At 56.8% G+C, this 19,423-nt stretch carries 20 protein-coding genes; 10 read left to right on the top strand and 10 right to left on the bottom strand.

The window, feature by feature from the left end; all coding sequences use genetic code 11:
- Positions 1 to 56 precede the first annotated feature (56 nt).
- Positions 57 to 1,499, bottom strand: a complete 1,443-nt coding sequence (gene pyk / locus C2U54_RS18940; protein WP_103180057.1) for a pyruvate kinase — start codon at positions 1,497 to 1,499, stop codon at positions 57 to 59.
- A 123-nt stretch (positions 1,500 to 1,622) separates the two neighbouring features.
- A complete protein-coding gene (locus tag C2U54_RS18935; RefSeq protein ID WP_103180056.1) occupies positions 1,623 to 2,528 on the bottom strand; it encodes a MurR/RpiR family transcriptional regulator in 906 nt (301 codons plus the stop codon).
- Positions 2,529 to 2,851: 323 nt separating this feature from the next.
- On the opposite strand from C2U54_RS18935, the gene zwf reads away from it, so the two are divergent.
- From zwf to C2U54_RS18920, 3 genes are all read left to right on the top strand, one after another.
- On the top strand, positions 2,852 to 4,327 hold the full coding sequence (gene zwf / locus C2U54_RS18930; RefSeq protein ID WP_103180055.1) for a glucose-6-phosphate dehydrogenase: 1,476 nt from the start codon (positions 2,852 to 2,854) through the stop codon (positions 4,325 to 4,327).
- A 234-nt stretch (positions 4,328 to 4,561) separates the two neighbouring features.
- A complete protein-coding gene (gene edd / locus C2U54_RS18925) occupies positions 4,562 to 6,373 on the top strand; it encodes a phosphogluconate dehydratase (RefSeq protein WP_103180054.1) in 1,812 nt (603 codons plus the stop codon).
- Positions 6,374 to 6,412: 39 nt separating this feature from the next.
- The gene (locus tag C2U54_RS18920; RefSeq protein ID WP_039030817.1) at positions 6,413 to 7,054 is read left to right on the top strand and encodes a bifunctional 4-hydroxy-2-oxoglutarate aldolase/2-dehydro-3-deoxy-phosphogluconate aldolase; all 642 of its coding nucleotides are present in this window, start codon (positions 6,413 to 6,415) and stop codon (positions 7,052 to 7,054) included.
- A gap of 105 nt (positions 7,055 to 7,159) precedes the next feature.
- On the opposite strand, the gene purT is transcribed toward C2U54_RS18920, so the two are convergent.
- Complete coding sequence (gene purT, locus C2U54_RS18915; RefSeq protein ID WP_103180053.1) at positions 7,160 to 8,338, bottom strand: formate-dependent phosphoribosylglycinamide formyltransferase; 1,179 nt, start codon at positions 8,336 to 8,338, stop codon at positions 7,160 to 7,162.
- A gap of 148 nt (positions 8,339 to 8,486) precedes the next feature.
- On the opposite strand from purT, the gene yebF reads away from it, so the two are divergent.
- The 3 genes from yebF to ptrB all read left to right on the top strand — a co-directional run bounded on the left by yebF (position 8,487) and on the right by ptrB (position 11,741).
- Entirely contained in the window at positions 8,487 to 8,834 is a 348-nt protein-coding gene (yebF, locus tag C2U54_RS18910) for a protein YebF (protein ID WP_103180052.1), read from the top strand.
- 87 nt (positions 8,835 to 8,921) lie between these two features.
- A complete protein-coding gene (locus tag C2U54_RS18905; protein ID WP_103180051.1) occupies positions 8,922 to 9,569 on the top strand; it encodes a tellurite resistance TerB family protein in 648 nt (215 codons plus the stop codon).
- 90 nt (positions 9,570 to 9,659) lie between these two features.
- Complete coding sequence (ptrB, locus tag C2U54_RS18900; protein WP_103180050.1) at positions 9,660 to 11,741, top strand: oligopeptidase B; 2,082 nt, start codon at positions 9,660 to 9,662, stop codon at positions 11,739 to 11,741.
- Here ptrB and exoX read toward each other — a convergent pair.
- The 3 genes from exoX to C2U54_RS18885 form a co-directional block, all read right to left on the bottom strand.
- Positions 11,723 to 12,385 (bottom strand): exodeoxyribonuclease X, encoded by a 663-nt coding sequence (gene exoX, locus C2U54_RS18895; RefSeq protein WP_103180049.1) that lies wholly within the window; start codon positions 12,383 to 12,385, stop codon positions 11,723 to 11,725. The genes ptrB and exoX overlap by 19 nt on opposite strands.
- 24 nt (positions 12,386 to 12,409) lie before the next feature.
- Complete coding sequence (locus C2U54_RS18890) at positions 12,410 to 13,066, bottom strand: nitrilase-related carbon-nitrogen hydrolase (protein WP_103181103.1); 657 nt, start codon at positions 13,064 to 13,066, stop codon at positions 12,410 to 12,412.
- 107 nt (positions 13,067 to 13,173) lie between these two features.
- Entirely contained in the window at positions 13,174 to 13,404 is a 231-nt protein-coding gene (locus C2U54_RS18885; protein WP_103180048.1) for a DNA polymerase III subunit theta, read from the bottom strand.
- Between the two features lie 136 nt (positions 13,405 to 13,540).
- Here C2U54_RS18885 and yobA point away from each other — a divergent pair, with 136 nt between their 5' ends.
- The 3 genes from yobA to C2U54_RS18870 are packed head-to-tail and all read left to right on the top strand — an operon-like array spanning position 13,541 to position 15,133.
- A complete protein-coding gene (gene yobA, locus C2U54_RS18880; protein WP_103180047.1) occupies positions 13,541 to 13,906 on the top strand; it encodes a CopC domain-containing protein YobA in 366 nt (121 codons plus the stop codon).
- 1 nt (position 13,907) lies between these two features.
- Entirely contained in the window at positions 13,908 to 14,780 is an 873-nt protein-coding gene (gene copD / locus C2U54_RS18875) for a copper homeostasis membrane protein CopD (RefSeq protein WP_103180046.1), read from the top strand.
- Positions 14,781 to 14,794: 14 nt separating this feature from the next.
- Positions 14,795 to 15,133 carry a YebY family protein gene (locus C2U54_RS18870; protein WP_103180045.1) on the top strand — a complete coding sequence of 113 codons (339 nt, stop codon included), beginning with the start codon at positions 14,795 to 14,797 and terminating at the stop codon, positions 15,131 to 15,133.
- A 399-nt stretch (positions 15,134 to 15,532) separates the two neighbouring features.
- Here C2U54_RS18870 and C2U54_RS18865 read toward each other — a convergent pair whose 3' ends face one another.
- A complete protein-coding gene (locus tag C2U54_RS18865) occupies positions 15,533 to 16,480 on the bottom strand; it encodes a VirK/YbjX family protein (protein ID WP_231736520.1) in 948 nt (315 codons plus the stop codon).
- Positions 16,481 to 16,656: 176 nt separating this feature from the next.
- On the opposite strand from C2U54_RS18865, the gene pphA reads away from it, so the two are divergent.
- Positions 16,657 to 17,301 carry a protein-serine/threonine phosphatase gene (gene pphA / locus C2U54_RS18860; RefSeq protein ID WP_103180044.1) on the top strand — a complete coding sequence of 215 codons (645 nt, stop codon included), beginning with the start codon at positions 16,657 to 16,659 and terminating at the stop codon, positions 17,299 to 17,301.
- Here the strand turns inward: pphA and C2U54_RS18855 are convergent, their stop codons facing one another.
- The 3 genes from C2U54_RS18855 to rsmF form a co-directional block, all read right to left on the bottom strand.
- The gene (locus C2U54_RS18855; protein WP_039030805.1) at positions 17,302 to 17,493 is read right to left on the bottom strand and encodes a YebW family protein; all 192 of its coding nucleotides are present in this window, start codon (positions 17,491 to 17,493) and stop codon (positions 17,302 to 17,304) included.
- 104 nt (positions 17,494 to 17,597) lie between these two features.
- A complete protein-coding gene (locus tag C2U54_RS18850) occupies positions 17,598 to 17,837 on the bottom strand; it encodes a YebV family protein (RefSeq protein ID WP_103181101.1) in 240 nt (79 codons plus the stop codon).
- 103 nt (positions 17,838 to 17,940) lie between these two features.
- Positions 17,941 to 19,383: a 16S rRNA (cytosine(1407)-C(5))-methyltransferase RsmF gene (gene rsmF / locus C2U54_RS18845; protein WP_103180043.1), complete on the bottom strand. Its 1,443-nt coding sequence runs from the start codon at positions 19,381 to 19,383 to the stop codon at positions 17,941 to 17,943.
- Between the last annotated feature and the right edge of the window lie 40 nt (positions 19,384 to 19,423).

The raw sequence follows: 19,423 nt of genomic DNA, 5'->3' as shown, positions 1-19,423 counted from the left end.
GGGCCTACGGACCTGTAGGCCGGGTAAGCGCAGCGCCACCCGGCGAAACCGTCGGATTATTCGACGGTCATCACGCGGGTGGTGTTGGTCGAGCCGATGGTGCTCATCACATCGCCCTGAGTGACGATAACGATATCGCCGGAGACAAGATAGCCTTTGTCGCGCAGCAGGTTCACGGCGTCGTTCGCCGCGGCCACACCGTCGTTATTGCTGTCGAAGAACACCGGCGTCACGCCGCGATAGAGCGCGGTCAGGTTCAGGGTGCGCTCATGACGGGACATGGCGAAGATCGGCAGGCCGGAGCTGATACGGGAGGTCATCAGCGCAGTACGGCCCGATTCGGTCATGGTGATGATCGCCGTCACGCCCTTCAGGTGGTTCGCCGCGTACATGGCGGACATCGCAATCGCTTCTTCGACGTTGTCGAACTGAATGTCCAGACGGTGTTTAGAAACGTTGATGCTTGGGATCTTCTCTGCACCCAGGCAGACGCGCGCCATTGCAGCCACGGTCTCCGCCGGGTACTGGCCGGCAGCGGTTTCCGCAGAGAGCATCACGGCATCGGTGCCGTCGAGGACGGCGTTCGCCACGTCCATCACTTCCGCACGGGTCGGCATTGGGTTGGTGATCATCGACTCCATCATCTGGGTTGCGGTGATCACGGAGCGGTTAAGCTGACGCGCACGGCGGATCAGCGCTTTCTGGATCCCGACCAGTTCCGGGTCGCCAATCTCAACGCCCAGGTCACCACGGGCAACCATCACCACATCAGACGCCAGGATGATATCGTCCATAGCATCCTGGCTGCAGACCGCTTCAGCACGTTCTACTTTCGCCACGATTTTGGCATCGCAGCCAGCGTCGCGCGCCAGACGGCGGGCATAGTTCAGATCTTCGCCACAGCGCGGGAAGGAGACGGCAAGATAATCCACGCCGATATCCGCGGCGGTGATGATGTCAGCTTTGTCTTTTTCGGTCAGGGCTTCAGCAGAGAGACCGCCGCCCAGCTTGTTGATGCCTTTGTTGTTGGAGAGCGGGCCGCCAACGGTCACTTCGGTGAAGACCTTCATGCCCTGAACGTCGAGCACCTTCAGCTGAACGCGACCATCGTCCAGCAGCAGGATATCGCCCGGCACCACGTCAGCGGGCAGGCCCTTGTAGTCGATGCCCACTTTCTCTTTATCGCCTTCGCCTTTGCTCAGGTTGGCATCCAGCAGGAACTTATCCCCGATATTGAGGAAAACTTTGCCTTCTTTGAAGGTGGATACACGGATTTTTGGACCCTGCAGATCACCGAGGATAGCGACATGACGTCCCAGTTTTGCCGCGATCTCACGGACCTTGTCTGCACGTAATTTATGATCTTCTGGCGTACCGTGAGAGAAGTTCATACGCACGACGTTGGCCCCTGCGGCGATAATTTTCTCAAGGTTATTATCGCGGTCAGTAGCCGGGCCTAAGGTGGTAACGATCTTGGTTCTGCGAAGCCTTCTGGACATGTAATACTCCGTTGTCTAAAACAACCTGGTGTTGCGTGAACGATGATTCGGCACGTTGTCCGTCTTTAATAGCAACAGCAAACTTACCGAATGCCGAAAAAAGTAACAACTTTGTAATTGAAATCAGGGAATGTCACCCTTGATGAACAATTCTTTATCAAAACGCGATTCCTTGAGCGCTTCTTTGACACGCTTCAAGTTATCTCTGAATTTCGCCCCGCGGCGCAGGGTAAAACCGGTCGCCAGCACATCGATGACGGTGAGCTGCGCCAGACGGGACACCATCGGCATGTAGATATCGGTGTCTTCCGGCACGTCGAGCGTGATCGCCAGCGTCGCTTCACGCGCCAGCGGCGTCCCGGTGGAGGTGAGGGCGATAACCATGGCATCGTTTTCACGCGCCAGCTGGGCCAGTTCGACCAGACTTTTGGTGCGGCCAGTATGTGATATCAGCACCACCACGTCATCTTCGTTACAATTCATACAGCTCATGCGTTGCAGCACGATGTCGTCGGAATAGATAACCGGGACGTTAAAGCGAAAAAATTTATTCATCGCATCGTGAGCGACAGCGGCGGAGGAACCGAGGCCAAAGAAAGCAATTTTCTTCGCCTGGGTCAGCAGATCGACAGCGCGGTTAACCGAGGTCATATCCAGCGACTGGCGAACCTGATCCAGCGTCGCCATGGCCGATTCGAAAATTTTGCCCGTATAGGCTTCCACGCTGTCGTCTTCATCGACATTGCGGTTCACATAGGGCGTACCGTTCGCCAGACTTTGCGCCAGATGCAGTTTAAAATCGGGAAATCCACGCGTCTCCATGCTGCGGCAGAACCGATTGACGGTCGGTTCACTGACCCCGGACTCCTGTGCCAGGGCGGCAATGCTGGAATGAATGGCCTGAGCGGGCGCGGCGAGAATTACTTCAGCCACTTTTCGCTCGGATTTGCTAAGGTGTTCCAGTTGAAACTGGATTTTTTCCAGCATGTTCATTATTAACACAGCGCTCATCGGTGGAAGCGATTTCATAAATGGGTGAAATCGCGATTCGAATTAGCAAGAATATACGCCTGTGATAGTCCGAAAAGGACAAACCATGGAAAAAATGTTGTTGTTTTTTTTCATTACTTGATCGCTGTCGGATTTTAGCAACGGCGTGACTGAGCAAAGTTTCACCAGTTTCATCGCCCTTACCTTCGCTGCTGCGCGCTCCGGGCGAAATATCGCCGTATCGCACGGGAGGATAAGCGCAAATGGTTTCGGGAATGACGTAAAAGCAGTAGAGTGCATTGTAATAAAATTACAACGATATTCTGGCAAAAGCACCAGGATATCCAACTGAGGAGAATGACATGGCGGTAACGCAAACAGCCCAGGCATGTGACCTGGTCATTTTCGGCGCGAAAGGCGATCTTGCACGCCGTAAATTGCTGCCTTCCCTGTATCAACTGGAAAAAGCGGGTCAAATCCACCCGGAGACCCGCATCCTGGGCGTGGGCCGTGCGGACTGGGATAAAGACGCGTATACCAAAGTCGTGCGCGAAGCCCTGGAAACTTTCATGAAAGAGAAAATCGATGAAAGTTTGTGGGACAAGCTGAGCGGACGTCTCGATTTCTGCAACCTCGACGTTAACGACACGTCGGCATTTGCCAACCTGAGCGCAATGCTCGATCAAAAAAATCGCGTCACCATTAACTACTTTGCCATGCCGCCAAGCACCTTCGGCGCCATCTGCAAAGGGCTGGGTGAAGCGAACCTCAACGCCAAACCTGCGCGCGTGGTGATGGAAAAACCGCTGGGCACCTCCCTTGCCACCTCCCGCGAAATCAACGACCAGGTTGGCGAGTACTTCGAAGAGTGCCAGGTTTACCGTATCGACCACTATCTGGGTAAAGAGACGGTGCTGAACCTGCTGGCGCTGCGCTTTGCGAACTCCCTGTTTGTGAATAACTGGGATAACCGCACCATCGATCACGTTGAGATCACGGTGGCAGAAGAGGTCGGCATTGAAGGGCGCTGGGGTTACTTCGACCAGGCCGGGCAGATGCGCGACATGATCCAGAACCACCTCCTGCAGGTGCTCTGTATGATCGCCATGTCTCCGCCGTCGGATCTCACTGCGGACAGCATCCGCGACGCGAAAGTGAAAGTATTGAAGTCACTGCGCCGTATCGACCGCTCCAACGTGCGTGAGAAGACGGTACGCGGCCAGTACACCGCCGGGTTTGCGCAGGGCAAAAAAGTGCCAGGCTATCTGGAAGAAGAGGGCGCGAACAAATCCAGCAACACCGAGACGTTTGTGGCGATCCGCGTGGACATTGATGACTGGCGCTGGGCGGGGGTTCCGTTCTACCTGCGTACCGGTAAACGTCTGCCCGCTAAATGCTCTGAAGTGGTTGTCTATTTCAAAAATCCAGAGCTGAACCTGTTCAAAGAGTCCTGGCAGGAGCTGCCGCAGAACAAACTGACCATCCGTCTGCAGCCGGACGAGGGCGTGGACATTCAGGTGCTGAACAAAGTGCCGGGCCTGGACCACAAACACAACCTCCAGACCACCAAACTGGATCTGAGCTACTCCGAAACCTTCAACCAGACCCATCTGGCGGATGCGTACGAACGTCTGCTGCTGGAAACCATGCGCGGTATCCAGGCGCTGTTCGTCCGTCGTGACGAAGTGGAAGAGGCGTGGAAGTGGGTCGACTCCATCACCGAAGCGTGGGCAGCGGATCAGGATGCACCGAAACCGTATCAGGCGGGCACCTGGGGACCGGTCGCCTCGGTGGCGATGATCACCCGTGATGGCCGTTCCTGGAACGAGTTTGAGTAAGGCTGACCGCTAATCCCTACGGGGTATTTTACCGGTAACATGATCTGGCTCAGACCAACGTGCAATTTTTAATCATTTAAGCCCCGGGTGGATTTCCACCCGGGGCTTTTTTTATTACACTGCCAGCAGCGATTTTGCCCCAGGGCTCCGGCAATCAAGCGTTTCAGCGATGTTATCGCCTGCTAAACACTTTGTTAATTCCAGAGCGCGGACAGATAAATGACAGGAGCTTCTATGAATTCGACTTTGTTACGGGTAACACAGCGCATTATTGAGCGTTCGAAACAGACCCGTTCTGCCTACCTTGCGCGCATCCAGCAGGCGAAGTCCGATACGGTCCATCGATCGCAGCTGGCCTGCGGCAACCTGGCGCACGGTTTTGCCGCCTGTAAGCCAGAAGATAAAGCCTCGCTGAAAAGTATGCTGCGTAACAATATCGCGATCATCACCTCCTATAATGACATGCTCTCGGCACACCAGCCCTATGAGACCTACCCGGATATCATCCGCAAGGCGCTGCATCAGGCCAACGCGGTAGGCCAGGTAGCGGGGGGCGTGCCCGCCATGTGCGACGGCGTGACTCAAGGGCAAGATGGTATGGAGCTGTCGCTGCTGAGCCGCGAAGTGATCGCCATGTCCACGGCGGTTGGTCTGTCGCATAACATGTTTGACGGCGCGCTCTACCTCGGCGTGTGCGACAAGATTGTCCCGGGCCTGACCATGGCGGCGCTGTCGTTTGGTCATCTGCCTGCGCTGTTTGTGCCGTCAGGCCCAATGGCCAGTGGTCTCGCCAATAAAGAGAAAGTCCGTATTCGTCAGCTTTACGCCGAAGGCAAAGTTGACCGCATGGCGCTGCTGGAATCCGAGGCTGCCTCTTACCATGCACCGGGGACCTGTACCTTCTACGGCACCGCCAACACTAACCAGATGGTGGTGGAGTTTATGGGGATGCAGCTGCCGGGCTCGTCGTTCGTCCATCCGGATGCTCCGCTGCGCGAAGCGCTGACCGCGGCCGCTGCCCGTCAGGTGACCCGCCTGACCGGTAACGGCAACGAGTGGATGCCGCTCGGTAAAATGGTGGATGAAAAAGTGGTGGTGAACGGTATCGTGGCCCTGCTGGCGACGGGCGGTTCCACTAACCACACCATGCATATGGTGGCGATGGCGCGTGCCGCCGGGATCCAGATCAACTGGGATGATTTCTCCGATCTGTCTGAAGTGGTTCCGCTGTTGACCCGTCTTTACCCGAATGGTCCGGCCGATATCAACCACTTCCAGGCGGCGGGCGGTGTACCGGTGCTGATGCGCGAGCTGCTGAAGGGCGGCTTGCTGCATGAAGATGTCAACACTGTGGCCGGTTTCGGCCTGCAGCGTTACACCCTGGAGCCGTGGCTGAACGAGGGCGAGCTGGACTGGCGTGAAGGGGCCCAGGCCTCGCTGGATGACAGCGTCATCGCCACCTTCGACAAGCCTTTCTCCCACCACGGCGGCACCAAAGTGCTGACCGGCAACCTGGGCCGGGCGGTGATGAAGACCTCCGCGGTGCCGGTGGAAAACCAGATCATTGAAGCCCCGGCAGTGGTTTTCGAAAGCCAGCATGATGTTCTGCCGGCTTTTGAAGCCGGTCTGCTGGACAAAGATTGCGTCGTTGTTGTCCGTCATCAGGGTCCAAAAGCGAACGGAATGCCAGAATTACATAAACTAATGCCGCCACTTGGTGTATTATTGGACCGCTGTTTCAAAATTGCATTAGTTACCGATGGACGCCTCTCCGGTGCATCGGGTAAAGTGCCTTCCGCTATTCATGTCACCCCGGAAGCTTACGACGGTGGACTGCTGGCGAAAGTGTACGATGGCGACATCATCCGCGTTAATGGTCAGACAGGCGAGTTGACCTTACTGGTGGATGAGGCGGTCCTGGCCGCACGTAAGCCGCATATTCCTGACCTGAGCGCATCGCGCGTGGGAACGGGACGCGAAATGTTCAGCGCGTTACGCGAGAACCTCTCGGGTGCAGAACAGGGCGCGACCTGTATTACGTTTTAAGACGACAAGAATTATCGATCTGGCGAGAGAAAAACTCTGATGAAAAACTGGAATACAAGTGCAGAAGCAATCCTGAAAACTGGCCCGGTAGTGCCGGTTATCGTGATCAATAAGCTGGAACACGCAGTCCCGATGGCGAAAGCGCTGGTTGCGGGCGGTGTACGCGTACTGGAAGTCACGCTGCGTACTGCCTGTGCAATGGATGCTATTCGCGCCATCGCCAAAGAAGTGCCGGAAGCGATTATCGGTGCGGGTACCGTACTGAATCCGCAGCAGCTGGCTGAGGTTACCGAAGCCGGTGCGCAGTTCGCCATCAGCCCGGGCCTGACCGAGCCTCTGCTGAAAGCCGCAACCGAAGGCTCCATTCCTCTGATCCCGGGCATCAGCACCGTGTCTGAACTGATGCTGGGTCTGGACTACGGTCTGCAGGAGTTCAAATTCTTCCCGGCGGAAGCGAACGGCGGCACCAAAGCGCTGCAGGCTATCGCAGGTCCGTTCGCGAACGTCCGTTTCTGCCCGACTGGCGGTATCTCTCCGGCGAACTACCGTGACTACCTGGCGCTGAAAAGCGTGCTGTGCATCGGTGGCTCCTGGCTGGTGCCGGCGGATGCCATGGAAGCGGGCGACTGGGATCGCATCACTAAGCTGGCGCGCGAAGCGGTAGAAGGCGCGCAGCAGTAAGATTCAGGTATTGTGCGCGTTTTTTGCCGGGTGGCGGTTTCGCCTTACCCGGCCTACGATAAACGTCAAATGCCATACAAAAACGGGCCAATCGGCCCGTTTTTTTTATCCTGCTACCTGCACGCTGGCGGCCGCGGTTTTCGCCCGCTCAACGGCCTCTTCCACGCTGTCGCCCGTCGCCAGCGCCACGCCCAGACGACGCGAGCCGTCAATTTCTGGCTTACCAAACAGACGCAGCTGCAGGCCAGCGCCCACCGCGGCATCGACATTATCGAAAGTGACGTTCTGGCTGGTCAGCTGCGGGAGGATCACCGCCGACGCTGCCGGGCCATACTGACGCACGCCGCCAACCGGCAGACCAAGGAAAGCGCGAACGTGCAGGGCAAACTCGGAGAGATCCTGCGAAATTAAGGTCACCATACCGGTGTCGTGCGGGCGAGGGGAGACCTCGCTGAAGATGACCTCGTCGCCGCAGACGAACAGCTCCACGCCAAACAGCCCATGGCCGCCCAGCGCCAGCACCACTTTACGGGAGATCTCTTCGGCGCGCGCCCGGGCCAGCGGGCTCATCTGCTGCGGCTGCCAGGATTCACGGTAGTCGCCATCTTCCTGGCGATGACCAATCGGATCGCAGAAGTGGACCCCATCCACGGCGCTGACGGTCAGCAGGGTGATCTCAAAGTCAAACTGCACCACACCCTCGACGATCACGCGTCCGGCTCCGGCGCGCCCTCCCTGTTGGGCGTAATCCCAGGCGTTATCCAGCTGTTCGGCGCTGCGCACAAAGCTCTGTCCTTTACCGGAGGAGCTCATCACCGGTTTAATGATGCACGGGTAGCCAATGTCAGCGACAGCCTGCAAAAAATCATCTTTGCTGTCGGCGAAACGATAGCGTGAGGTGGGCAGGGAGAGCTCTTCCGCCGCCAGACGCCGGATACCCTCCCGGTTCATGGTCAGCTTCGCAGCGCGGGCGCAGGGCACCACGCGCTGGCCTTCGGCTTCCAGCGCCAGCAGGGTATCGGTGGCGATGGCTTCGATTTCCGGCACCACGAAGTGCGGTTTTTCTTCATTGATCAGGGCGCGCAGGGCATCGCCGTCGAGCATATTAATGACGTGGGCACGATGCGCAACGTGCATCGCTGGCGCATCGGCATAACGATCGACGGCGATCACTTCGATACCTAAACGCTGGCACTCAATGGCCACCTCTTTACCCAGTTCACCTGAGCCCAGCAGCATCACACGCGTTGCTGCCGGACGCAGCGCAGTTCCTAAACGAGTCATAATGATTCCCCTGAAAAAGTTGCGCGCAGTATAAACGAAAACGTTTGCGTCTGTCTTGTGTTGCGAAAATCTGTCGCGCTGACGGAGGGTTATTTGCATCGCGGCATTTTTCGACCATGCTTTTGTTGAACCAAAACAGGAGAGCATGATGAAAAAAACAGGGGTAGCGATAGCACTGCTGGCCGCCAGCCTGACGGCGCAGGCCGCAGAGGAGAAAACCGTGAAATTTCCCACCTGCGAAGGGCAGAATGCCGAAGGTATTGCCGCCAGCGTGAAGCGGGATTATCTGCAAAACCGCATCGTGCGCTGGGCGGACGATCAGAAAACCCTGGGACAGGCCGATCCGGTGGCCTGGATCAACCCTAAGCAGGTGAAAGGCGAGAAAGATCGCTGGACGGTACCGCTGACGGTGCGAGGCAAAAACACCGATATCCATTATCAGGTGAAGATCGACTGTAAAGCGGGTAGCGCGCAGTATCAGTCGTCGAAGAGGTGAATTTTCGCTTCTTTTGTCGCCATAGACATTTCCTGACATCCCCTCGCTTACGCTGTGAAATTCATCCACCGTTAAGTGAGGGTAAACATGTCAAACTGGCTGAATCAATTAGAGTCTCTGCTCGGGCAGAAAGGGTCGTCATCCGGTGAAGGCCTGAGCAAACTGCTGACGCCGGGTGCGCTTGGCGGCCTGGCCGGATTACTGGTAGCGAATAAATCCTCGCGTAAATTACTGAGCAAATATGGCACCGGCGCGCTGCTTGCCGGGGGCGGTGCCGTTGCCGGTACCGTGCTCTGGAACAAGTACAAAGAGAAGATTCGCAGCGCGCATCAGGGCGAGCCGCAGTTTGGCCAGCAGGCGTCGCCGCTGGACGTGCGCAGCGAAAGGCTGATCCTGGCGCTGGTCTTTGCCGCAAAGAGTGACGGGCACATCGACGATAAAGAGCGGGCGGCCATCGAGCAGCAGTTGCGCGAAGCGGGCGTGGAAGAACAGGGCAGGGCGCTGGTGGCACGTGCTATCGAGGAGCCGCTCGATCCTGCACGTCTGGCCCAGGGGATCCAGAATGAAGAGGAGGCTCTCGAACTTTACTTCCTGAGCTGTGCGGCTATCGATATCGATCACTTTATGGAGCGCAGCTATCTTAATGCGCTGGGCGATGCGCTGAAAATCCCGGCAGACGTGCGGGAAGGGATCGAGCAGGATATTCGCCAGCAAAAACAAGCGCTCCCCGGCTAGTTTTTTACGCCTTGCGGAGCCGTTTCGCTTGCATCGTGCGCATGTTTTGCCAACCTTATAGGGTGTTAAACGTAGAAGAATCATAACGCCATGCCACCTAAAGCCCAACGCATACCGCACGCTCTCACCATGCACGGTGACACGCGTATCGACAACTATTACTGGTTGCGCGACGATACCCGCTCCAAGCCGGAGGTGCTGGACTACCTCCACGAGGAAAACGACTATGGCCGAAGGATCATGGCGACGCAGCAGGCGCTGCAGGATCGTCTGCTCAGCGAAATGGTTGAGCGCGTCCCGCAGCGTGACGTCTCGGCCCCCTGGAGTCGAAATGGCTATCGTTACCGGCACATTTATGAGCCCGGAAACGAATATGCCATCTACCAGCGCCAGTCGGTACTTTGCGCCGAGTGGGAAGAGTGGGAGACGCTGCTGGATGCCAACCAGCGTGCGGCGCACAGCGAGTTTTATACCCTGGGCGGCATGGCGGTATCGCCGGATAACGCCATCATGGCGCTGGCGGAAGATTACCTCTCCCGACGACAGTATGGTTTGCGTTTCCGCAATCTGGAGACCGGCAACTGGTATCCGGAGATGCTCGATAACGTTTCACCCGACTTTATCTGGGCCAACGACTCTGAAACCGTCTACTACATTAAAAAGCACGCCACTACCCTGCATCCTTATCAGGTCTGGCGGCATACGGTCGGTACTTCATCGAGAAGTGATGAACTGGTATATGAGGAGAAAGACGAAACCTTTTACGTCAGCCTGCATAAAACCACCTCCAAACACTATGTGATTATTTTTCTCGCCAGCGCCACCACTACTGAGGTGCTGCTGCTGGACGCCGAGCTGCCGGACGCTCAGCCGCTGTGCTTTATGCCGCGTCGCAAGGATCATGAGTACAGCCTCGATCACTTCCAGCACACCTTCTATTTGCGCTCCAACCGGGAGGGGAAAAACTTTGGCCTCTACAAGACCAAGGTACGAGATGAACGCAAATGGGAAGTGCTGATCCCGCCGCGGGATCAGGTGATGCTGGAAGGCTTCACCCTCTTTACCGACTGGCTGGTGGTTGAAGAGCGCCAGCGCGGGCTCACCAGCCTGCGGCAAATCAACCGTAAAACCCGCGAAGTGATTGGCATCGCTTTCGACGATCCCGCCTATGTCACCTGGATTGGCTATAACCCCGAGCCGGAAACGTCGCGCCTGCGTTACGGTTACTCCTCCATGACCACCCCGGACACCCTGTTTGAACTGGACATGGACACCGGGCAGCGCCGGGTGCTGAAGCAGGCTGAGGTGAAAGGGTTTAATGCCGATCTTTATCGCAGCGAGCACGTATGGATTGTCGCCCGCGACGGCACCGAAGTGCCCGTCTCGCTGGTCTATCACAAGCACCATTTTCGCAAAGGTAAAAACCCGATCCTCATCTACGGCTATGGCTCGTATGGCTCCAGTATTGACGCGGATTTCAGCGGTAGCCGCCTGAGCCTGCTCGACCGGGGGTTTGTCTTCGCCATCGCCCATATCCGCGGCGGCGGCGAGCTGGGGCAAAAATGGTACGAAGATGGCAAATTCCTGAAAAAGAAAAACACCTTCAATGACTACCTGGATGTCTGCGAGGGACTGCTGGAGCTGGGCTATGGCGATCGCAAACAGTGCTTTGCCATGGGCGGCAGCGCGGGCGGCATGCTGATGGGCACCGTGATTAACGAACGTCCAGGACTCTTTAAAGGGGTGATAGCGCAGGTGCCCTTTGTGGATGTCCTGACCACCATGCTGGACGAATCTATCCCGCTGACCATTGGTGAATATGAAGAGTGGGGCAATCCGCAGGATGAGACCTACTATCGCTACATGAAAGGTTACAGCCCCTACGATAACGTTGGCGCGAAAGCCTATCCTCACATGCTGGTTACCACCGGTTTACATGACTCCCAGGTTCAGTACTGGGAGCCAGCGAAGTGGGTGGCGAAGCTGCGGGAAATGAAGACCGACAATAATTTACTGCTGCTCTGCACCGATATGGATGCCGGGCACGGCGGGAAATCCGGTCGCTTCAAATCCTACGAAGGGGTGGCCCTGGAGTATGCCTTTCTGGTTGGCCTGGCCCAGGAGACGTTAACCAGCCAGGCGGCAGAGGTCGATCAGGATCCGCCCAGATAGTGCTTCAGCGTCAGACGCAGCTCGGGACTCATCCTGTCGAGGTTATTGTACAGCCAACGGAGATAGCCCGGATCCTTGTCTGCCACTTCCGCCACCGCTTTGCCGCGGTATTTGCCGAAGGTAAAGGTGGTCAGCAGCGCCGGGCGTCCGGTGATGTCGGCCATCTCATCCGGCGTCCAGCCGGTGGTGTTCATGATATCGATCAGCAACGCGGCGGTGATGTAGCAGTCATACAGGGCCCGGTGGTGGTGCAGCCCTTCCGGCGTCCGGACGCTCAGTTTGCGCGATTTGTAGAGCGCCATATTGCTGTATTTAATGCCCGGCCATAAGCGTCGCGCCAGCTTCATGGTGCAGATCCACTCCCCGGGCATCTCGGGCAGTACACGGCGATCGAAGCTGGCATTGTGCGCCACATACCAGGCGCTCCCGTGGTACTGCGGGATCACCTCTTCAATCCAGGGTTTATCGGCGACCATCGCCTCGGTGATGCGGTGGATAGCCATCGCCTGCGGGCTGATGGGGCGATCCGGACGTACCAGATGACTGCGTGGATTGACGATCTGCCCGTTCACAACGTCGACAGATGCCACTTCCACAATCCCCCCCTGCAGGTCACAGGTTTCGGTGTCGATGACACGTAGCATGGCTCTCTCCTGGCCGTAAAAGGCTTAGCGTAATGGAATGATATCACCTTGCCAACCCTGCTCAACAAAGCGCCCGGTCAATAATAGCTCACCCCGATCGGCGCGGACGATTAATTGCCCACGGGCATCCCACAGCGCGCTCCCGCCATCACGGTTCGCCATCAATACGGCGATAGCATAGCGATGGGCAAAACGCTGTAGCTGGGAAAAGGTGGCTGACCAGCCTGTTTCACTTACCGCCATGCCGCGGGTAAACAGGGCGGCATCGGGAGCGATATTGGGCAAATCGGGGTGAGAATCAACGATACTCAGACCACCATGCCTGCTCTCCAGGCAGGCCCCTGCGCCATGGGGATAAAGGGCGGCATCAGGCTGGTCCGGGGTAAACCAGGCCAGGCCAGGCTGGCGCTCTCCCCTCACTTCTACGGTCGTTCCGGCAATCACCGAGACGTTATGGGCGCAGGCGGCATCAACAAGCGGCGCCAGCTGATGGCTGTCGGGCGGGGCAGGAAGCTGGCCATCGGGCAGGGCAGGGCCCGTTAAAGAGAGCTCCGGGAAAAGCACTAAATTGCACTCAAGCTTCGAGGCGGCGGAGATAAAACGCAGGTGATGCGCGATGTGTTCATCAACGCGGTGATGGTTCAGGCGGTACTGTGCGGCAGCAATATTCCAGTGAGACATCGTGATTTCCTTATACACCGAGTCGCAGAGATTCATAAAGTCCATGAATATAACATGGATTTCTATCCTGGCATAAACGGTGTAAGGAAATGTAACGCTGGTTAAGCTTACTTAACTTTTGGCTCCCACGGCAGGCGTGAGAGGTTGACGGAGTTTAATCGATGGGCAATCAGGCGCTCCCGAAACCAGTCACGCAGGTGCGACGGTTGCTCACGCTCCACCACTTCGGCGATCACCGGCATGTTATAGCGCTCTTTGAACGCCACACCTGCGGCCGCCAAATCAACATTCACTTTGTCCATCTCCTCCTGGGGGAGGGTGGCGAGATTAATATGCATTACCGTCTCCTTCATTTGCGGGCCAACGTTACCCAAACGGCGGGGCGTTGACAAGCCCGGGCAGGATGATCCTCGACTGGACCATTATACAGCGTTATCCTCTGGTAATCAGGCATAACAAAAAGGAATATATGTGATGACTAAACACCTTACCTGCACCCTGACGTTGCTGCTGGCGACGCTCACGACACCCATTGTTTTTGCTCATGCTCATTTACAGCATCAATATCCCGCGGCAGACGCTGCTGTAGATGCGGCGCCTCAGGCGTTGACCCTGAACTTCTCCGAGGGGATCGAACCCCGTTTTAGCGGCGTCACCCTCACCGATGATAAACAGCAGCCCGTCGCACTCGGGGCGGTAAAACGCAACGAGAAAGACCCGACCCAGCTGATCGTGCCGATGACCTCTTCACTGACGGCGGGTACTTATCAGGTGAAGTGGCATGTGGTCTCCGTAGATGGTCATAAGACCGAGGGCAGCTATCGTTTTAGCGTGAAGTAAGATGCTGGCGTTCTGCTACGTTACGCTGCGCTTCGCGCATTTTGCTGCCCTGATGGTGCTGTTTGGCAATGCCCTGTACGGTGCATGGCTGGCGCCCGTTGCGCTGCGGCGGCTGATGGTGCGTCGCTTTCGCGGCCAGCAAAAAAAAATCGCGTTTATCAGCCTGCTCGCGGCGCTGATGATGCTGGCACTACAGGGCGGGATGATGGGTAACGGCTGGCCAGATGTGGTCAGCCCATCTATCTGGCAGGCGGTGCTCACGACCCATTTTGGGCGGATCTGGTTATGGCAGATGATCCTGGCCCTGATTACACTCTGGGTCGCCTGGATGCAGCCGGGAAAAACCATGCTGCTGATGCTGTTCTTTACCGCTGCGCAGTTTTTCCTGCTGGCAGGAACCGGGCATGCGGCGTTGCATGATGGGATAACGGGCCTGATGCAGCGCAGCAACCATGGCCTGCATCTTTTATGTGCCGCAGGCTGGCTGGGGGGCCTGCTGCCGCTGCTGTTTTGCCTGCGCCTGTCCCGTGGACGCTGGCGGCGAGCCGCCGTCCACACCATGATGCGCTTCTCGCGCTACGGGCATCTGGCGGTGGCGGGGGTAATCCTCACCGGAATGGTAAATATTGTACTGATCCAGGGGTGGGTGCTGCCGTGGCACTCGGCCTGGGGGAAAATGCTGTTGGTGAAATGTGCGCTGGTGGTAATGATGGTGGTAATTGCCCTGGTGAATCGGTATGTTCTGGTGCCGCGGTTTCGTTCTGGCGACGGACGCGAGCAACGCTATTTTATCAGGATGACGCAGAGTGAGGTTGTGCTGGGGGCGCTGGTGCTGGCGGCAGTCAGCCTGTTCGCGACCTGGGAACCCTTCTGACGAGGTGGAATACAATGAAAAAAACAGTACTTTCTTTCTTATTGCTGGCCTGCTCCGGCGCGGCACTGGCAGCTCCGCAGGTGATCACCGTCAGCCGGTTCGAAGTGGGTAAAGACAAATGGGCGTTCAACCGTGAAGAGGTGATGCTGACCTGCCGTCCGGGACACGCGCTCTATGCCATTAACCCCAGCACCCTGGTGCAGTATCCCCTGAACGACGTGGCGCAGCAGCAGGTCGACAGCGGTAAAAGCAACGGCCAGCCCATCTCGGTTATTCAGATTGACGATCCGGCAAACCCGGGGCAAAAGATGAGCCTGGCGCCATTTATCGAGCGCGCGAAGACGCTCTGCTAGCTTCCCGCTTCCAATAAAAAAACCGCAGGCTTCTCTTCGGAAGCATTGCGGTTTTTATGTTTAAGGAGAGACTAACGCTTTTTTTCAGGCCACTTTTGCTGCGGACTGGAAAACCTGGCGTCGTCATCTATTCTTAAAGTGCAAGGCGACTTAGCCTGCATTAATGCCAACTTTTAGCGCACGGCTCTCTCCCAAGAGCCATTTCCCTGGACCGAATACAGGAATCGTATTCGGTCTCTTTTTATCTGTTGAAAGTAAACGCCTTTTCCCGTTGCGGACTTTAACAGATGGGCAACATTCTCTGTTCTTCGTTAAACCATACCACACTACGCCCGGCGGAAGTCCAGTGCTTTTTAGCGGTTTTGTTAAATTTTTAGCTGTTACCGATGAAAGCAGAGATTAGCGGCAAAAACGTGCGCTGATGCCGCATTCAATCTCATCAAGCAGTTGAAAACGGCGGCGGTATTCCGCGCGTTTTTTACTGGCAATGCTGTCGATCGCTTTGCGCTCCATACCTGCTGGCAGGGCCCAGCGAAATGCACCGCACGACTTAGCGCCCAGCGATTGCCAGAATTCGTCATAGCTGGCATGCAGATGACGACCTTTACTCAGACGATAGCGCAGGGCGCGAAAAACATGGCCTTCATCGCTCACACCATAAATGGCGCTGATACCTGACTGCTTCGCCAGATTGAAGATCGCTTCCAGCAGGATCCGTTTTGGAAACAGGCCATAACAGGCGCGGGTGGCATTTTTGATCGTCTCCCGCCCTACGTCTTTTCGCGGCCCCTGCAGGCCGCCAATCACCAGCGCACTTTGGCCCTTCTCCTCAACAACGCTGAAGGTCAGGCTCGCCAGCAGGGTGTTATCCCCGGCCCGTAGCCAGAGCGTGGTTTCGCCCTCGCGTTCGGCCTTCACCGCGCTGCTGGCGTAAATCGTATAGTGCGCATCGTCTTTAGTGGCGAACTGCAGCAGCGAAAGTGGAGTCGGGCTGCTAAAGCTCCGCGCCAGGCTGGCGTCCGGCAGCGCATCAAGCCAGGCGTAATGGTGCAGGATGGCGTTGGCCCGCTCACCGGCACGTAATCCGCGAGTGAGATACTGACGCTGGGTTTTCACCGGCAGCGTAGTTTGTGCTTTTAACAACAGCGGAAAATCATCGCGACGGGAGAGCGTCTCCAGCATGCGGGTGGTTGAGGACCAGAACAGCAGGGAGCGCAGGAAAAATTTCAGCCTGTAATCGCGTTTATGCCACAGCGGGCCGGGCATAAACTCGCCCTTCGCCAGGGCGAAAATAACAGAAGAACGGTGCGTTAAAGACAGCTCAGCAGGCAGGATGGTATTAGACACGATGAAGACCTCTTTATATTTCTGCAATTATCTTAAAGGCCATCGGATAATCATTTAAGCGTTGCTAAACCTTTATTTCCGCTTTGTTTAATGTCGATTGAGGTTCTTCCTAACCCCAGTTACCGCTCATCTTATTGTCAGCATTCCAGGGGCTATACTGATCATGAGGGGGCGCTATGTATCTCAATCTTGATGGTCACAACTGGCGACACGTCTGGGTGGTAAGCGATCTTCACGGTTGTTATCAAATGCTTATGGCAGATCTGCGGCAGCGGCATTTTAACCCGTATGAGGATTTACTTATTTGCGTTGGCGATTTAATCGATCGCGGACCGGATAGCGTGAAATGCCTGCAGTTATTAAATGAAGCGTGGTTTTATGCCGTGCGGGGCAACCATGAGCAGATGGCGCTGGACGCGCTGCAGAATAATGATTTTGGCCTGTGGATGATGAATGGCGGCAATTGGTTAGCACAATTAAAGGGTGAACAGCAGGCGCAGGCGCTGGCGTTGATCAGGCGCAGTGAGACCCTGCCGTGGATTATCGAAATTGCCTGCGCCAACGGCGTGAATGTTATTGCTCATGCCAATTACCCGTCCTCCCACTACGTGCGGGACAAGCCGGTCAACAAGCAAAGCGTCCTCTGGGACAGGGCACACTTGCGGGAACTGATGAGCGGCAACGAGGCGGGGATCGCTGGGGCGGATCACTTCTGGTTCGGGCACACACCGCTCAAAACACGTTATGACTGCCAGAACCTGCACTATATCGACACCGGGGCGGTATTTGGCGGCGCGTTGACCCTGGCGCAGCTACAGTGATTACAGGTCGGAATACTCCTGCGCCGGACGCCAGAAGCCGTCGATGAAGTCTTCAACCGGATAACAGCCGCCGTGACGAATACGCTGATCGTCCATCGAGGCCTCACACTGCGGTTCGGTGCGATACACATCCACCACCAGATCTTCACAGCCTGCGTCCAGATAACAGATAAATAACACCAGTGCGTACATCATGCCCCTCAGCATTTACTACCATATTGATATTGTAGGGGATGATTCAGGGAAGAGGAGATTATGAGAATAAATAACCCGCCTGCGGGCGGGTTCTCTTTGAATCAGGCAAGGCGCATGATCCAGGCATCGGAACTTTGATCGTAATGCTCACGGTAAAGGACTGAGTGTTCGCCATCGAGGATTGCCGGGACGCTGGTGTCTGCATCCCATGCATCGAGCTGCATGCAAAGGTCGGGATCGGACTTGCAGGGGATGGTTAACGTTCGTTCGCCCTGCGTATCGCCGCTTAACTCGGCATCATCGATTTCGAATGCGCCAATGCGCACATTGGTTTTCGTCATAATGCTCTCCATGATCACGCTGTGTTCTGGTACGACCAGTATAGTCGCCCACTTTTCAGCCTGGACAATGAAGAGCAAAAGCGCCAGTAAAAAAGTGCTTTTTTTAGCGCGTTTCACCGTTACCGGTAAACAAGCGGCCATCGCGAACCAGCTCGCGCGGATAGCTGTTTTTAAGCCGCGAGCCCACTTTTTTCGCCATGCCTATTGGGAAGCCCTGCCAGGTCACTACCGCATCATCCCCGGACGGGGTTGTTTGTGGCCAGACATCGCGTCCGCGATACCACTCTTCCGCTTCCGCCTGGGTTAAGGCAAAGGTGTTGTGCTGGCCTGCCAGCGCGATCACCGCTTCATGCTGCCAGCGATAGCCTTTGTTGTGCGTCTCCGCCAGGCGCAGGCCAAGACGGGAGAAGCGCACTTTGCCGATCAGCGGCTCAATCTCTGTCGGGAATAACCACACCTCTTTATCTCGCTGCCACAGACGCAGACTGTCGTCCCAGAACAGGCCCGCCTGGTTAGCGGCGGCAGTAATCTGTTGGGCTTCGCGGGTTTTAAGGGGCGTGAACGGGAAGTTTCCGACCTTATATTTGGGAGCGGGCAGCGGTGCAACGGCGGCCTTTTTACGCAGGCGCGCCACGAAAAAGCCTTCGCAATCGTAAATATGCGGAAAGACGTGCAGGAAGCCTTCAGGCGTGACGCAGTCCCCGGCGCTGGCGAACAGGTCGTTGAGCGGCAGGAATTCAACGGCATCCGGGTACTGCTCCTTAAGCCACAGACAAACGGCTTCGTTTTCATCGCGGTTAAGGGTGCAGGTGGAGTAGACCAGCGTGCCGCCCGGACGCAGGGCGTGGAAGGCGCTGTCGATAAGCTCGCGCTGGGTGGCGGCGATCTCAAGGTTGCTGGCAACGGACCAGTTTTTCAGCGCATCGGGATCTTTTCGCACCACCCCTTCGCCGGAGCAGGGGGCGTCCAGCAGGATCGCATCGAAAGCTTCCGGCAGGGCGGCGCCAAACACGCGGCCATCGAAATGGGTGAGCGCCACGTTGCTGATCCCGCAGCGGCTGATATTCGCGTGCAGCACCTTAACGCGGCTGGCGGAGAACTCGTTGGCGAGGATCGCGCCCTGGTTGTTCATCCGCGCGGCGATCTGGGTGGTTTTGGAGCCGGGGGCGGCCGCCACGTCCATCACCCGGGCGGGCATATTGCCATCGGCAAACAGCGCAGCAACCGGCAGCATGGAGCTGGCTTCCTGAATATAGAAGAGCCCGCTCAGATGCTCTGCGGTACTGCCCAGCGGCAACGCCTCTTCGTCGTCACGCTCGATCCAGAATCCCTCTTCGCACCACGGCACAGGGGTGAGCTGCCAGCCGTAGGGGGCGACAAGCGTGAGAAAATCCGCCACGCTGATTTTCAGGGTATTGACGCGCAGGCTGCGGCGCAGCGGGCGCTGGCAGGCAGCGATAAACGCATCAAGAGAGAGAGGGTCAGGCAGAGCCTGGCGCATTTGTGCCAGAAATTCTTCTGGCAAATAGACGGAACGTTGAGACACGAGCGCACCACAGGGAGTCAAAGAGGCGCGCAGTGTACCA

The organism is Leclercia sp. LSNIH1 (assembly GCF_002902985.1).
Taxonomy (GTDB): Bacteria; Pseudomonadota; Gammaproteobacteria; order Enterobacterales; family Enterobacteriaceae; genus Enterobacter.
The sequence above is the reverse complement of the archived record's forward strand: the minus strand, read 5'-3'. Positions and strand labels throughout refer to the sequence as shown.

Bases quoted from the DNA above. Each gene is read 5' to 3' on its own strand.
- pyk (WP_103180057.1), bottom strand. From the start codon at position 1,499: ATGTCCAGAAGGCTTCGCAGAACCAAGATCGTTACCACCTTAGGCCCG.
- C2U54_RS18935 (WP_103180056.1), bottom strand. From the start codon at position 2,528: ATGAAATCGCTTCCACCGATGAGCGCTGTGTTAATAATGAACATGCTG.
- zwf (WP_103180055.1), top strand. From the start codon at position 2,852: ATGGCGGTAACGCAAACAGCCCAGGCATGTGACCTGGTCATTTTCGGC.
- edd (WP_103180054.1), top strand. From the start codon at position 4,562: ATGAATTCGACTTTGTTACGGGTAACACAGCGCATTATTGAGCGTTCG.
- C2U54_RS18920 (WP_039030817.1), top strand. From the start codon at position 6,413: ATGAAAAACTGGAATACAAGTGCAGAAGCAATCCTGAAAACTGGCCCG.
- purT (WP_103180053.1), bottom strand. From the start codon at position 8,338: ATGACTCGTTTAGGAACTGCGCTGCGTCCGGCAGCAACGCGTGTGATG.
- yebF (WP_103180052.1), top strand. From the start codon at position 8,487: ATGAAAAAAACAGGGGTAGCGATAGCACTGCTGGCCGCCAGCCTGACG.
- C2U54_RS18905 (WP_103180051.1), top strand. From the start codon at position 8,922: ATGTCAAACTGGCTGAATCAATTAGAGTCTCTGCTCGGGCAGAAAGGG.
- ptrB (WP_103180050.1), top strand. From the start codon at position 9,660: ATGCCACCTAAAGCCCAACGCATACCGCACGCTCTCACCATGCACGGT.
- exoX (WP_103180049.1), bottom strand. From the start codon at position 12,385: ATGCTACGTGTCATCGACACCGAAACCTGTGACCTGCAGGGGGGGATT.
- C2U54_RS18890 (WP_103181103.1), bottom strand. From the start codon at position 13,066: ATGTCTCACTGGAATATTGCTGCCGCACAGTACCGCCTGAACCATCAC.
- C2U54_RS18885 (WP_103180048.1), bottom strand. From the start codon at position 13,404: ATGCATATTAATCTCGCCACCCTCCCCCAGGAGGAGATGGACAAAGTG.
- yobA (WP_103180047.1), top strand. From the start codon at position 13,541: ATGACTAAACACCTTACCTGCACCCTGACGTTGCTGCTGGCGACGCTC.
- copD (WP_103180046.1), top strand. From the start codon at position 13,908: ATGCTGGCGTTCTGCTACGTTACGCTGCGCTTCGCGCATTTTGCTGCC.
- C2U54_RS18870 (WP_103180045.1), top strand. From the start codon at position 14,795: ATGAAAAAAACAGTACTTTCTTTCTTATTGCTGGCCTGCTCCGGCGCG.
- pphA (WP_103180044.1), top strand. From the start codon at position 16,657: ATGTATCTCAATCTTGATGGTCACAACTGGCGACACGTCTGGGTGGTA.
- C2U54_RS18855 (WP_039030805.1), bottom strand. From the start codon at position 17,493: ATGTACGCACTGGTGTTATTTATCTGTTATCTGGACGCAGGCTGTGAA.
- C2U54_RS18850 (WP_103181101.1), bottom strand. From the start codon at position 17,837: ATGACGAAAACCAATGTGCGCATTGGCGCATTCGAAATCGATGATGCC.